Below are 14,235 nucleotides of genomic sequence, written 5' to 3'. Positions count from 1 at the left end.
AATTTATCCAATCATTTTCTAAAGCTGCCGGTTATAAATCCTCTAGAAGAAGGCAAAAGTAAAGATGTAGCCAAAACATGAGTGTTCTGGTGTGGGTAAGGAGCGAGGAGAGTGAAAAATGAATGCCCGAAAAGATGAGAAAAGCCATTGGTGTGATTCTCCTTGTTTCTTTAATAAGTACAGGGTTTATGAGCATAGTGAAGGAATACATCAGCATTCCAACAAATGTTGCTGTATTTGAAAAACAGAAGCACTCAATTGACACATCGATTGAAGCGTCAGCCAATGCTTCTTCACCAGCCTTTAGCCTTTCAGAGAAAAAGAATCAGCTGGATATTACAGGACAAAAGGCGGGAAAAGCCGAAATTGTTTATGATTTTAAAGGATTTCCTATTAAGAAAACAAAAGTTGACGTTCTCCCTGAATTAAAAGTCATTCCTGGAGGTCAATCCATTGGCGTCAAGCTCCACTCTGTAGGAGTTCTCGTTGTAGGTTTTCATCAAATCACAACAGCAGACGGCAAAAAATCACCAGGTGAAGCCGCAGGCATTCAATCAGGGGATATGATCATTGAAATCAATGGTCAAAAAATGGAGAAAATGAATGACCTCACCCCATTTATTCAGAAAGCAGGGAAAACGGGTGAAACGCTTCGTTTGCTCATAAAGAGAGATCATAAAACCTTTCAAACAACATTAACACCCGCAAAAGATGCAAGTGAAGGCATCTATCGAATTGGTCTTTACATTCGTGATTCTGCAGCAGGAATCGGCACGATGACCTTTTTCGAACCTTCATCTAAAAAATATGGTGCCCTTGGGCATGTGATTTCTGACATGGATACAAAAAAACCAATTGTTGTCGACAATGGTGAAATTGTTAGATCAACCGTGACATCGATTGAAAAAGGCACAGGAGGCAATCCTGGAGAAAAATTGGCGAGATTCTCTTCCGAAAGAAAAACAATAGGAGATATTTCCCGCAACAGCCCTTTTGGTATCTTTGGTACGTTAACCGAAAAGCTTGAAAATCATGTAGCAGATAAACCACTTCCAGTCGCTTTATCAAATGAAGTAAAAGAAGGCCCAGCAGAAATTTTAACCGTTGTGGATCATGATAAAGTGGAGAAGTTTGATATTAAAATCGTCAGCACAACACCGCAGAAATTCCCAGCAACTAAAGGAATGGTATTGAAGGTAACAGATGAGCGGCTTTTAAGCAAAACGGGCGGAATCGTCCAAGGAATGAGCGGAAGCCCCATCATCCAAAATGGCAAAGTCATTGGAGCTGTCACACACGTATTTGTCAATGATCCGACTAGCGGGTACGGCGTACACATTGAATGGATGCTGTCAGAAGCAGGAATCGACCTTTATCAAAAAAACAAAAAAGCAAGCTGATTATAAACTGCCGCGAATCTTCCGGCAGTTTTTTTCTACCCTTTCTTTCTCTTCCATCATGTTATAAAATAAGGAAAAAGAGATTTTTCGACAAAATGGAAAAAAGCATGTTGTCAAATTGCAATAATCGTCGATTCGTTAAGAAAAACGTAGAAAAAGCTAGATAATGCTCTATTATTCGGAAAATTAAAGTTTTTTAAAGGGGATAGCATGGTTTTGTCGAATTGAACACTCAGAAGAGAAATGCAAAAGACTAAAGGAATCGACATTGGGGAGGAAAGAACGTGGAGAAAATTAAAGTGTGTGTAGCTGATGACAATCGAGAGCTTGTTGGCCTTTTGACAGAGTATATTGAGGGACAGGAAGATATGGAAGTACTTGGCGTGGCGTATAATGGTCAGGAATGCCTGACATTATTTAAAGATAAAGAGCCCGACGTTCTCCTCTTAGACATTATTATGCCTCATTTAGACGGTCTTGCTGTACTAGAACGCCTCCGTGAAAACAATGAAATGACAAAACAGCCAAGTGTGATTATGCTAACGGCATTTGGACAAGAAGATGTCACGAAAAAAGCAGTTGATTTGGGCGCATCCTATTTCATTTTAAAGCCATTTGATATGGAAAACCTAGTAGGTCATATTCGTCAAGTCAGTGGAAACGGCACACAAGTTACCCATCGCTCTTCATCAATCCAAAACAGTGTTCTTCGTAACAAACCTGAACCGAAACGTAAAAACTTAGATGCGAGCATTACGACCATTATTCATGAAATTGGCGTGCCCGCTCATATTAAAGGCTATTTATACTTAAGAGAAGCCATTTCTATGGTGTACAATGACATTGAGCTTCTCGGAAGCATCACTAAAGTGTTGTACCCAGACATTGCAAAGAAATTTAACACGACTGCCAGCAGGGTAGAACGAGCGATTCGTCATGCCATTGAAGTCGCTTGGAGCAGAGGAAACATTGATTCCATTTCCTCACTCTTTGGTTATACTGTCAGCATGTCAAAAGCGAAACCAACCAATTCAGAATTTATTGCCATGGTAGCTGATCGTCTGCGTTTAGAGCATAGAGCAAGCTAGTATCTTTTTCATGAAAAAACGTTTCTTCATTGAGACGTTTTTTTATTTTGAAACATGTTGTCAAAAATTGGTTAGGTTGATAAAATCATCTTAATGTTTAAATTGGACAAACGGGCTGCTTTATTTTCAGAATAAAATGAAAAATAAAGCATGAAAAAAATAAAAAAGACATAAAGTAGTGGTAATCAGCTGCGCCAATCGATCATGAATTCTTCAAAATAGAAGAAGAAAACGCTCATTCGTAAGAAAAAGGATGAGAGGAAAAGGTCTCATGGATTTGGTAATTAAAGTAAACGAGATCGAAAGTTCTATTTCTATTGACCTGATTGGTTGGCGTTTTAAAGTCACTGGCTTCTTAGAGATTGTGCCATTTGAACTGAATATTCCCATTGTCGAATTTAATAATTTTCACATTCTTTTACTATGCTATAATAATGAAAAGAAGAGGGTGAGGTTATGGGAAAGCTGAAAATCCACTCTGCTGAGGTAGCGAACGAAATTAGCAAGTGGACGAGGGTCATTTCTCAGAATGACTTAGAAAAATCTGCTGTCTATAAAGAGAAAATTCAGAATTTGCTAAAAAATACAGATGAAGACCGTGAAGTTCTCCTTTATTATCAGCTTGTTGACGGCAGACATGAAATGTTACTTGGAAATATCGAAAAAGCCAATCAAATTATGAAAAGTGTCGGAACGCTCGATGAGAAGGCAGATGACATTATTAATTTTTATTTTTACTTTTACAAAGGCCAATATGCTGCATATGTGAAAAAGTATGATGAAGCCATTAGCTTTTACAAAATTGCAGAACAGCGGCTAAAACGTGTGAATGAAGACCTGGAAGTAGGAACTTTTCACCATAAGGTTGCTTCGATCTATTACGAACTGAAACAAAATTTCATATCCATTAATCATATTAAAAAAGCCATCGATACATTCAAAGCGCATGAAGAGTACACAGCGCAGGCGATTGACAGCTTAATTTTACATGCAAGTAATTGCATTGATTTGTTTCAATTCGATGAAGCAGAGAAAAAGTATAAAGAAGCACTTGAGAAAAGTAAGCGCATTAACAATGAAGTGCTGATTGGGAAATGCTATCACAATTTAGCGGTTCTTTATTATGCAAAGCATGATTATGAAAAAAGCGCACATTATGCCAAAAAAGGAATGGGCATTCAAATTCATCGTGACAATAGCCATTATTACATCCAATCTTTATATGTTCTGGCCAATGCCTTGGTTCATTTAGGAGATCAAGAAGCGAGGGAATATATTAAAGAGGGTATTTTGTATAGTTGCGATATCCAAAATAATGAATATATAGTAAAATTTGAAATTTTGGATTTGATGTGCGAGAATAGTGGGGCAGCAGACGTATTCTCAGAAAAATTAGACTACATAGAAAAAAATAGATTATATGTGGAGCTTGAGGATTTGTCTGAACAAATATCGAAATACTTCAAGGAACGAAATGATTATCAAAATGCCATTCGTTTTCTTGAAAAGAAATTCGATGCACAAATACTTCAAAAGAAAGTGGAGGTTATCTTATGAAAAAGTTGTTGTTAGGTGTAACCGTTGTTACAGCAGTCGCAGTTGTTTCTTCCCTTTTTGCTCTTGACGCAGAGACGACAGAGCAAGCCATCAGAGCGATTACGTGATCGAATTTATCTGTCAACCTCTTCGCATGAATCAGAAGAGGTTTTTTTTAGGCGCTCAAAACTGGAAAAACGAAAAAAGACACGTCATAATGTAAGGAAGCATCATATTTAGAGGTGACCTATGACGAAAATTTTTGCACACAGAGGCTTTAAAGGCATTTATCCTGAAAACACCATGATAGCCTTCGAGCATGCACTCCATTCAGGAGCTGACGGAATTGAGCTGGATGTTCAGCTGACGAAAGACGGCAGACTTGCTGTCATTCACGATGAGAAATTGAACAGAACAACGAACATGAAAGGTTTAGTGAAAGACCATACATATGAAGAATTAAAAGCGGGAGATGCGAGTCATTCTTTCTACGAAGAAACCGGTGCTCTATCCATTCCTCTTTTGGAGGAAGTATTAGAGCTAGTGACGCAGCAATCATCATTGATTATCAATATTGAATTAAAAAACTCCATTTATCGATATCCGGGGATCGAAGAGAAAGTAAAAAAACAAATCGAGCATTTTCAAATAGAAGACCGTGTACTTGTTTCATCGTTTCATCACGGCAGTTTAGCTCTTTTTCACAAACTGATGCCTCATGTTGAACTTGCGGTTCTCACAATGGATGTGATTCATCAGCCGGAGATGTATATAAAAACAGTACCAGCAAGGGGCTACCATCCAAATATCAAGGGTGCCGGAGTGACCAAAGAGGTTGTGGCAGCTCTCCATACATCTCAGCAAGTGATCAGGCCGTTTACAGTAAATAGTGAAAAGCAAATGAAAAACATGTTTTCTTTAGGTGTCGATGGCATTTTTACTGATTTTCCTGACCGAGCCGTGAAAATAAGAGAAGAAATGAAAAAAGACCTGCTCTAAATCAGCGGGTCTTTTTTCACGTTTTATCTCTGCTTAAAGCGAGCAGTCACTTTATTTCGTTTACGGTCTCTATATAAAATAAAGCCAGCCACTACATAAAGACCTCCCCCTAAAAATAACAACCCTGCAATTCCTTGCAGCCATAAATATGGAAATGGTGCAATGATGATGCCGAAAACAGTGTCACGCAGCAGCTTAATCCCAAGTGCTGCAAGCGCGCCAGGTATTAAAATAATCACTAGTGCAAGTATTCTCCCCATCAAATGTCCCCTTAAACGTCATTTACTTCCATTGTCTAATTCAAAAAATATTTTGTCAAGAAAGGAAAACGTGGTAATATAAGAGTTGTGCAATTTTTTGCAACGGAAAAATATGGTGTGCAAATTTTTTCATATAAAGGGGTAACGGGATGCAGAGAGTCTTGATTGTCGGTGCAGGACAGGGTGGATCAGCATTGCTTGAAACATTGCTGAAAACAAATACGATTCAAATCATTGCGATTGCCGACCTTGATCTTGAGGCACCGGGGATGGTAGAAGCGAAAAAGAATGGAATTGATACGACAACGGATTGGAAAGAATACATAAAAGATGACATTGATATCATCATCGAAACAACAGGCAGTTCAGCAGTGCTGAAAGAACTGATTGAAAAAAAGCCAGAGCACGCAGTCATTGTTCCAAGTTCAATGGCTTACGTTATATCAGAATTAATGTCAGAAAAACAGCAGCTAATCCAAATGTTAAAGGAACAAACCTATAAGCATGACCGCATTTTTAATGCAACGAACGACGGGATGATTTTTATAAACATGAATGAAGAAGTCGTCCTGTTTAATCGATCAGCGGCCAAAATGGTTGGATGTTCGCAAAAAGATGCGATTGGCCGTCATATACGAGAAGTGATCCCAAATACAAAGCTTCCCGACATTTTAAGATCGAGAGAGCCAGAATTTAATCAAAAACAATTTCTGAATCAGCAAATACAAATTGTTACAACGCGTTTGCCAATTATTGATGACGCGGGGAGAATGCTAGGTGCTTTATCCATCTTTAAAGATATTACAGATGCCGTTGAGCTTGCGGAGGAAGTAACCAATCTTAAAGAAGTGCGAACGATGCTGGAGGCGATCATTCAATCGTCGGATGAAGCCATATCAGTTGTTGATGAGCAGGGAAAAGGGATCTTAATCAACCGGGCTTATACGAAAATGACTGGATTAACAGATAAAGAAGTTGTGGGGAAACCAGCAGGTGCAGATATTTCTGAAGGGGAAAGCATGCATTTGAAGGTACTTGAAACAAGAAGACCCGTTCGAGGCGTCAGAATGAAAGTCGGACCGAATAAAAAAGATGTGATTGTCAACGTAGCGCCAGTCATTGTTGATGGCATTTTAAAAGGCAGTGTCGGGGTCATTCATGACGTATCAGAAATTCAATCACTCACAAATGAATTAAATAAAGCAAGGCAGCTCATCCGTACACTTGAAGCAAAGTACACATTTGAAGACATCATTGGAGAGAGTGAGCAAATGCTTGTGGCGCTAGAGCAGGCGAAGCTAGGCGCGAAAACGCCAGCCACCATTTTACTCCGGGGAGAATCAGGTACTGGAAAAGAGCTGTTTGCGCACGCCATTCATAATGAAAGTGACCGGAAATATAATCGCTTTGTACGGGTCAACTGTGCAGCCTTATCTGAGACCCTTTTAGAGTCAGAGCTTTTTGGCTATGAAGAAGGAGCATTTTCTGGTGCAAGGCGAGGCGGGAAAAAAGGGCTGTTTGAAGAGGCGAATCAAGGCAGCATTTTTTTAGATGAAATTGGCGAAATGACGCCAAGTACACAGGCGAAGCTGCTTCGTGTGATGCAGGAGAAAGAAATAGTAAGGGTAGGCGGAACAAAGGCTATACCAGTCGATGTTCGTGTGATCACGGCGACAAATGTCAATATTGAAAAAGCGATGGCGGAAGGAAAGTTCAGAGAAGATTTATATTATCGAATGAACAGATACCCGATCTCCATCCCGCCGCTAAGGCAGCGCCTTGAGGATATTGACTCGTTAAGCAAACGTCTCATCCAAAAGATCAATTTAGACTATGGACGGAACGTGAGCGGGTTAACGGAACAGGCACTTAATAGACTGCGATCATATAAGTGGCCAGGAAACGTAAGAGAGCTTGAAAATGTACTTGGACGAGCCATGATCTTTTTGAACCCGCAAGAAGAATGGATTGATGAAGGGCATATTTCTTTCATGGAGTCAGAAGATCAGGAAGAAAAAGAGCAGCAGGAACTGACTGTCAGTCAATTTGAGGGAGAGACGCTTTCGGATGCTGTTGAGGCATTTGAAGCGCAGCTGATTAAACAAACCCTTGAAAAGCATCAATTCAATCGCACGAAAACAGCGAAAACGTTAGGGATCAGTATTCGGAACCTTTACTATAAAATGGACAAATATCAACTTGCAAAAGATAGCATGCAATAAAATGCATGTAATCTGCAAAAGATTGCACGAATGTCATGCGAATTGCCTCATATTCACTGCATTTCAAACTGGCACGGAACTTGCATATAAAACATGAACCGAGCACAAGGAAAGGTGGGCATATATGAAGCTTGACGATCTGATTATGAAAGCCGCCCAGCTGCAGAACAAAACGGCGGCTGTGGCTCATGCAGAAGACGAAGAAGTGCTTCATGCCATCAAGATGGCAATTAAGCGAAAGGTCGCTCGCTTTCTCCTGGTTGGGAACAAACGCAACCTGAAGGAGCTAGTGAAGCAGCATGAAATCAATGAGGACTGGATAGATATTATTCATTCAGATTCTCCCGAAGAATCTGCCAAAATTGCCGTTCAGGCAGTGAGCGAGAAGCATGCAGATATTTTGATGAAGGGGCATGTCCCGACAGCCGTTCTTTTAAAAGCGGTACTGAATAAAGAATATGGGCTCAGGACGACAAGTGTCCTATCACATGTTGCGGCATTTGAAGTACCGGGCTTTGACCGCTTTATTTATGTCACGGATTCTGCGATGAACATCGCGCCCGATTTAAATATGCTGAAAGAGATTACGATCAACTCTGTTCAAGTAGCACAAGCTGTCGGAAACGACATGCCAAAGGTTGCAGTGCTCTCTGCGGTGGAGGTCGTGAATCCGGCAATGGATTCAACTTTGACTGCGGCAAGTCTTGCGCAAATGAATCGGCGGGGGCAAATTTCTGGATGCCTGATTGATGGGCCTCTTGCTTTAGATAATGCCATTTCTCAAACGGCAGCTTCTCATAAAAATATTACAAGTGATGTAGCCGGCCATGCAGATATTTTGCTTGTGCCAACAATTGAGGCAGGAAACATTCTTTATAAATCTCTCATCTACTTTGCACATGCGAAGGTGGGAGCTGTGGTGGCAGGAGCGAAGGCGCCGATTGCTTTAACAAGCCGGTCTGATTCAGCCGAAAGTAAGCTTTATTCAATTGCGCTTGCCATCTGTACATCAAATTAAGCGGAAGTAATAGGAGGAATAACACGATGGAACTTTTTAAATATATGGAACGATACGATTATGAACAGCTTGTATTTTGTCAGGATGAGCAGTCTGGTTTAAAAGCCATTATTGCGATTCATGATACAACACTTGGGCCGGCACTAGGCGGAACGAGAATGTGGACGTATGAAAACGAAGAAGCAGCCATTGAGGATGCACTGCGTCTAGCGAGAGGAATGACTTATAAAAACGCGGCAGCAGGACTTAATCTTGGCGGCGGAAAAACGGTCATCATCGGTGATCCGAGAAAAGACAAAAATGAAGAAATGTTCCGTGCATTTGGACGTTATATTCAAGGGCTGAATGGCCGCTATATTACAGCAGAAGATGTCGGTACAACGGTAGAAGACATGGATCTCATTCATGAAGAAACCGATTTTGTCACAGGAATCTCTCCTGCATTTGGTTCTTCTGGAAATCCGTCTCCGGTCACTGCTTACGGTGTATACAAAGGGATGAAAGCCGCTGCCAAAGCTGCATTTGGGACCGATTCATTAGAAGGAAAAACAATTGCCGTCCAAGGCGTAGGAAATGTCGCTTACAACTTGTGTAAACATCTGCATGAAGAAGGCGCGCAGCTCATTGTCACAGATATCAACAAAGACTCTGTCAAACGAGCTGTTGAAGACTTCGGGGCAAAAGCAGTCGACCCTGACGATATTTACGATCAAGCATGTGATATTTATGCACCGTGCGCACTTGGCGCAACCATTAACGATGTGACCATTCCTAAGTTAAAAGCAAAGGTGATTGCAGGTGCTGCAAATAACCAGCTAAGAGAAACGCATCACGGAGACCTTATCCATGAAATGGGAATTGTATATGCTCCTGACTATGTGATCAATGCAGGCGGTGTGATTAACGTGGCTGATGAGCTTTATGGCTATAATGCAGATCGTGCGATGAAAAAAGTCGAAGGCATTTATCAAAATATTGAACGTGTGATTGAAATTTCAAACCGTGATGCCATTCCAACTTATAAAGCGGCAGACCGATTGGCTGAAGAGCGAATTGAAAGAATGCGCAAATCAAGAAGTCAATTCTTGCAAAATGGTCAACATATTTTAAGCCGTCGCTAATTTGAAGAATGAGTTGAAACGGAGGTTTTGTTTTTGCTGACAAAAGAATGGCGTATTCTCACGATTAATCCTGGCTCTACTTCAACAAAAATCGGTGTGTTTCATAATGAACGGTCTATTTTTGAAACGACACTTAGACATACAGATGAGGAATTAAAGCAGTTTCCTCATATCATTGATCAATTTTCATTCCGTAAAGAAACCATATTGAAAACACTGCATGAACAGGGGATGAACATCTCAAAGTTTGATGCAGTTTGCGCACGCGGCGGTCTCCTTCGTCCGATTGAAGGAGGCACATATGAAGTCAATGAGCAAATGGTGAAAGACCTAAAAGAAGGATATGCCGGCCAGCACGCATCCAATCTCGGTGGAATCATCGCGAGAGAAATTGCACTTGGCCTGAATATCCCAGCTTTTATTGTCGATCCAGTTGTAGTGGATGAACTAAAACCAATTGCTCGTATTTCAGGGCTGCCAACGATCGAAAGAAAAAGCATTTTTCATGCATTAAATCAAAAAGCGGTCGCAAGAAAAACAGCGGCTTCTTTTGGAAAAAGTTATGAAGATTTGAACATGATTATTACTCATATGGGCGGCGGTATTACCATTGGTGTTCATGAAAAAGGAAAAGTCATCGATGTGAATAACGGTCTGCATGGCGAAGGTCCTTTCAGCCCAGAGCGTGCGGGAACCCTGCCGACAGGTGATCTTGTGAATCTTTGTTTTTCGGGGGAGTATACCCAAGAAGAAATGCTCAAACGCATTATTGGTGAAGGCGGGCTTGCGGGCTATCTTGGCACGACAGACGCTGTGAAAGTGGAACGCATGATTGAAGCGGGTGATGAGCGGGCGGCGCTCATTTATGAAGCGATGTGCTATCAGATTGCCAAGGAAATTGGTGCGGCTAGCGCTGTCTTAAAAGGAGCAGTTGACGTCATTGTATTAACAGGCGGACTTGCATACAGCAAACAAATTACGTCAAGTATTCGCGGCTATATTGACTGGATTTCAGATGTTGTTGTGTTTCCAGGTGAAAATGAGCTGCAATCGTTAGCAGAAGGTGCGCTTCGTATTTTAAAAGAAGAAGAATCACCGAAAGAATACCCAAATGATCAACAGGAAAAGAAAGGAGTGACAAGTCATGGCAACTGAATATGACCTCGTCATTCTTGGTGGAGGCACAGGCGGCTATGTAGCGGCCATCCGTGCCTCACAGCTTGGATTGAAAACAGCAGTTGTAGAAAAAGAAAAGCTCGGCGGAACATGTCTTCATAAAGGCTGCATCCCGTCTAAAGCGCTGCTCAGAAGTGCAGAAGTTTATCAAACCGTCAAACGCGCAGCTGATTTTGGTGTTGAGGCAGGAGGCGTTGCCTTGCAATTTGCCAATGTGCAGAAAAGAAAAACAGAGATCGTCGAAAAACTAGCAGGCGGCGTCAAACATTTAATGAAACAAGGAAGAATTGATGTATATGAAGGGATCGGCCGTATTCTTGGTCCATCTATCTTTTCGCCAATGCCAGGAACGATCTCCGTAGAAATGGCAAATGGAGAGGAAAATGAAATGCTCATTCCAAAGCAGGTCATCATCGCGACAGGATCAAGACCGCGTGTGCTGCCAGGGCTTGAAGCAGATGGAACACACATCCTCACTTCAGATGATGCACTTGAACTGCCAGAGCTTCCGCAGTCAATGCTAATTGTGGGGGGCGGAGTGATCGGAATCGAGTGGGCTTCCATGCTTAATGATTTTGGTGTGAACGTCACTGTGCTTGAGTTTGCAGACCGCATTTTGCCAACAGAGGATCATGACATTTCTAAAGAAATGGAAAAGCTATTATCTAAAAAAGGCATCACTTTTGTGACTAATGCGAAGGTACTGCCAGATAGCGTAGAAAAGCAGGAAAATCTCGTGACAATTCAAGCGGAAAAGGATGGAGACATTCAGACGTTTGAAGCGGAAAAACTCCTTCTTTCAGTGGGCAGAGTACCTAATATCGAAGGCATAGGTCTTGAAAACACGGACATCCAAACCGAAAAACAAGGCATTGTCGTGAATGAACATTATCAAACGAAAGAATCGCATATTTACGCAATAGGAGATGTCATCGGCGGGCTTCAGCTGGCACATGTCGCTTCTCACGAAGGGATGATTGCTGTAGAACATATGGCTGGGAAAGATCCAAAGCCGCTCGATGAAACGCTCGTATCTAAATGTGTTTACTCTCACCCAGAAACCGCTAGTGTTGGACTCACTGAACAGGCGGCAAAAGAGCAGGGCTTTGAAGTCAAAATAGGGAAATTCCCATTTATGGCGATTGGAAAAGCACTTGTGTACGGTGAGTCTGATGGATTCGTCAAAATCATTGCCGATCAAAAGACAGATGATATTTTAGGAATTCATATGATTGGTCCTCATGTAACAGATATGATATCTGAAGCTGGATTAGCCAAAGTACTTGATGCAACCCCGTGGGAAGTGGGGCAGACGATACACCCGCATCCGACCTTATCAGAGGCGATTGGCGAGGCAGCCCTTGCTGTTGACGGGAAGGCGATCCATTTTTAATCAAGGAGGGAAACATGATGAGTAACATGCGTCATCAGGAATTAGGATTATCAGATGAACAAGCAATTGAGATATACAGAACAATGCTTCTAGCAAGAAAAATCGATGAACGGATGTGGCTTTTAAACCGTTCCGGGAAAATTCCATTCGTTATTTCTTGTCAAGGGCAGGAAGCGCAGCAAGTCGGCGCTGCATTTGCTCTTAATAGAGAAGAAGATTACGTCTTACCTTACTATCGTGATATGGGGGTTGTCCTTGCTTTTGGGATGACAGCAAAAGATTTAATGATGTCTGGTTTCGCAAAACAAGACGATCCAAACTCAGGCGGAAGACAAATGCCGGGGCATTTTGGGCAAAGAGCAAATCGAATTGTGACTGGGTCGTCACCTGTAACAACGCAGGTTCCTCACGCGGTAGGAATTGCCCTTGCTGGACGATTAGAGCAGAAAAACTTTGTCAGCTTTGTCACGTTCGGTGAAGGCTCATCAAACCAAGGTGATTTCCACGAAGGCGCAAACTTTGCTGCTGTTCATAAACTGCCTGTTATTTTCATGTGTGAAAACAATAAGTATGCGATTTCCGTGCCATATGACAAACAAGTAGCCTGTGAACGCATTTCAGATCGTGCGGTTGGATATGGGATGCCTGGTGTCACTGTAGATGGAAATGATCCGCTTGAAGTATATGCCGCTGTCAAAGAAGCAAGAGACCGTGCGGCTAGAGGTGAAGGCCCGACATTGATTGAAACAATCTCTTACCGTTTAACTGCGCATTCAAGTGATGACGATGATTCAAGCTATCGAGAAAAAGAAGAAGTGCTTGAAGCAAGAAAGAAAGATCCGCTCATCCAATATGAAACGTATTTAATCGAAGGAAACGTCATGACTTCTGAAATGAAAGAAGAGATGACAAAAGAAATCATGCAAATCGTAAACGAAGCTACTGATGAAGCGGAAAACGCGGCTTATGCTGATGCAGAAAGCGCACTTCGTTACGTGTATGCGGAGTAAGGGGGAAGAAAAATGCCTGTTATGTCATATATAGACGCTATTACACTGGCGATGAAAGAAGAAATGGAGCGAGATCCGAAAGTGTTTGTGCTCGGAGAGGATGTCGGGAAAAAAGGCGGCGTATTTAAAGCGACAGCGGGTCTTTACGAGCAATTCGGAGAAGCGCGCGTCATGGATACACCTCTTGCAGAATCAGCCATTGCGGGTGTAGGTATTGGGGCAGCGATGTATGGAATGCGCCCAATTGCAGAAATGCAATTTGCGGATTTTATTATGCCTGCAATCAACCAAATCATTTCAGAGGCTGCAAAAATTAGATACCGATCAAATAATGATTGGAGCTGTCCAATGGTCATCCGCGCACCTTACGGGGGCGGAGTACACGGGGCACTTTATCATTCACAATCGGTCGAAGCCATTTTTGCTAACCAGCCTGGTTTGAAGATTGTGATGCCTTCTACACCTTATGATGTCAAAGGTCTTTTAAAGGCTGCAGTGCGTGATCCAGATCCTGTATTGTTCTTTGAACATAAACGTGCATACCGTCTGATTAAAGGAGAAGTGCCTGAAGAGGATTACACTCTTCCGATTGGAAAAGCAGATGTGAAGCGTGAAGGCGATGATATCACGGTCATTACATATGGCCTTTGTGTCCATTTTGCGCTGCAAGCAGCAGACCGCCTTGCAAAAGACGGCATTTCCGCTCATATTCTCGATTTGAGAACAGTGTACCCGCTTGATCAGGAAGCGATTATAGAAGCGGCTTCTAAAACAGGTAAAGTGCTTCTGTTAACAGAAGATACAAAAGAAGGCAGCATCATGAGTGAGGTTGCGGCGATCATTTCGGAGCATTGCTTATTTGATTTAGACGCACCAATCAAACGCCTGGCAGGACCAGATATTCCGGCAATGCCTTATGCGCCGACAATGGAGAAATTCTTCATGGTCAACCCGGATAAGGTAGAAGCTGAAATGAGAGAGCTGGCGGCGTTTTAAGAAAGAGGAGGGTTTC

Annotated in this window: 12 protein-coding genes; 11 read left to right on the top strand and 1 reads right to left on the bottom strand. The window is 42.0% G+C overall.

Annotated elements, in window-relative coordinates; all coding sequences use genetic code 11:
* Window positions 1–122 precede the first annotated feature (122 nt).
* The 4 genes from spoIVB to NSS76_RS11235 all read left to right on the top strand — a co-directional run bounded on the left by spoIVB (window position 123) and on the right by NSS76_RS11235 (window position 5,023).
* Entirely contained in the window at window positions 123–1,400 is a 1,278-nt protein-coding gene (gene spoIVB / locus NSS76_RS11250; protein WP_025092993.1) for a SpoIVB peptidase, read from the top strand.
* 284 nt (window positions 1,401–1,684) lie between these two features.
* Window positions 1,685–2,488, top strand: a complete 804-nt coding sequence (spo0A, locus tag NSS76_RS11245) for a sporulation transcription factor Spo0A (RefSeq protein ID WP_024422935.1) — start codon at window positions 1,685–1,687, stop codon at window positions 2,486–2,488.
* Between the two features lie 456 nt (window positions 2,489–2,944).
* On the top strand, window positions 2,945–4,045 hold the full coding sequence (locus tag NSS76_RS11240; RefSeq protein ID WP_024422933.1) for a Rap family tetratricopeptide repeat protein: 1,101 nt from the start codon (window positions 2,945–2,947) through the stop codon (window positions 4,043–4,045).
* 228 nt (window positions 4,046–4,273) lie between these two features.
* Window positions 4,274–5,023: a glycerophosphodiester phosphodiesterase gene (locus NSS76_RS11235; protein ID WP_341082250.1), complete on the top strand. Its 750-nt coding sequence runs from the start codon at window positions 4,274–4,276 to the stop codon at window positions 5,021–5,023.
* Between the two features lie 23 nt (window positions 5,024–5,046).
* Here the strand turns inward: NSS76_RS11235 and NSS76_RS11230 are convergent, their stop codons facing one another.
* Window positions 5,047–5,283 (bottom strand): DUF2627 domain-containing protein, encoded by a 237-nt coding sequence (locus tag NSS76_RS11230; protein ID WP_024422931.1) that lies wholly within the window; start codon window positions 5,281–5,283, stop codon window positions 5,047–5,049.
* A 149-nt stretch (window positions 5,284–5,432) separates the two neighbouring features.
* Here NSS76_RS11230 and NSS76_RS11225 point away from each other — a divergent pair, with 149 nt between their 5' ends.
* The 7 genes from NSS76_RS11225 to NSS76_RS11195 all read left to right on the top strand — a co-directional run bounded on the left by NSS76_RS11225 (window position 5,433) and on the right by NSS76_RS11195 (window position 14,219).
* A complete protein-coding gene (locus NSS76_RS11225; RefSeq protein ID WP_133744186.1) occupies window positions 5,433–7,505 on the top strand; it encodes a sigma-54 interaction domain-containing protein in 2,073 nt (690 codons plus the stop codon).
* A 124-nt stretch (window positions 7,506–7,629) separates the two neighbouring features.
* Complete coding sequence (yqiS, locus tag NSS76_RS11220) at window positions 7,630–8,523, top strand: phosphate butyryltransferase (RefSeq protein ID WP_024422929.1); 894 nt, start codon at window positions 7,630–7,632, stop codon at window positions 8,521–8,523.
* A 26-nt stretch (window positions 8,524–8,549) separates the two neighbouring features.
* Window positions 8,550–9,644, top strand: a complete 1,095-nt coding sequence (bcd, locus tag NSS76_RS11215) for a branched-chain amino acid dehydrogenase (protein ID WP_003215658.1) — start codon at window positions 8,550–8,552, stop codon at window positions 9,642–9,644.
* A gap of 33 nt (window positions 9,645–9,677) precedes the next feature.
* Complete coding sequence (gene buk, locus NSS76_RS11210) at window positions 9,678–10,799, top strand: butyrate kinase (protein WP_034622326.1); 1,122 nt, start codon at window positions 9,678–9,680, stop codon at window positions 10,797–10,799.
* Window positions 10,789–12,213, top strand: a complete 1,425-nt coding sequence (lpdA, locus tag NSS76_RS11205; RefSeq protein ID WP_341082249.1) for a dihydrolipoyl dehydrogenase — start codon at window positions 10,789–10,791, stop codon at window positions 12,211–12,213. Before buk ends, lpdA begins: the two co-directional genes overlap by 11 nt.
* 17 nt (window positions 12,214–12,230) lie before the next feature.
* Window positions 12,231–13,223 carry a thiamine pyrophosphate-dependent dehydrogenase E1 component subunit alpha gene (locus tag NSS76_RS11200; protein WP_056767291.1) on the top strand — a complete coding sequence of 331 codons (993 nt, stop codon included), beginning with the start codon at window positions 12,231–12,233 and terminating at the stop codon, window positions 13,221–13,223.
* Window positions 13,224–13,235: 12 nt separating this feature from the next.
* Window positions 13,236–14,219 carry an alpha-ketoacid dehydrogenase subunit beta gene (locus NSS76_RS11195; protein ID WP_024422925.1) on the top strand — a complete coding sequence of 328 codons (984 nt, stop codon included), beginning with the start codon at window positions 13,236–13,238 and terminating at the stop codon, window positions 14,217–14,219.
* Window positions 14,220–14,235: the final 16 nt, after the last annotated feature.

Origin of the sequence: Bacillus sp. FSL R5-0654, from assembly GCF_038008745.1 — a bacterium.
Classification (GTDB): Bacteria; Bacillota; Bacilli; order Bacillales; family Bacillaceae; genus Bacillus; species Bacillus safensis.
The sequence above is the reverse complement of the archived record's forward strand: the minus strand, read 5'-3'. Positions and strand labels throughout refer to the sequence as shown.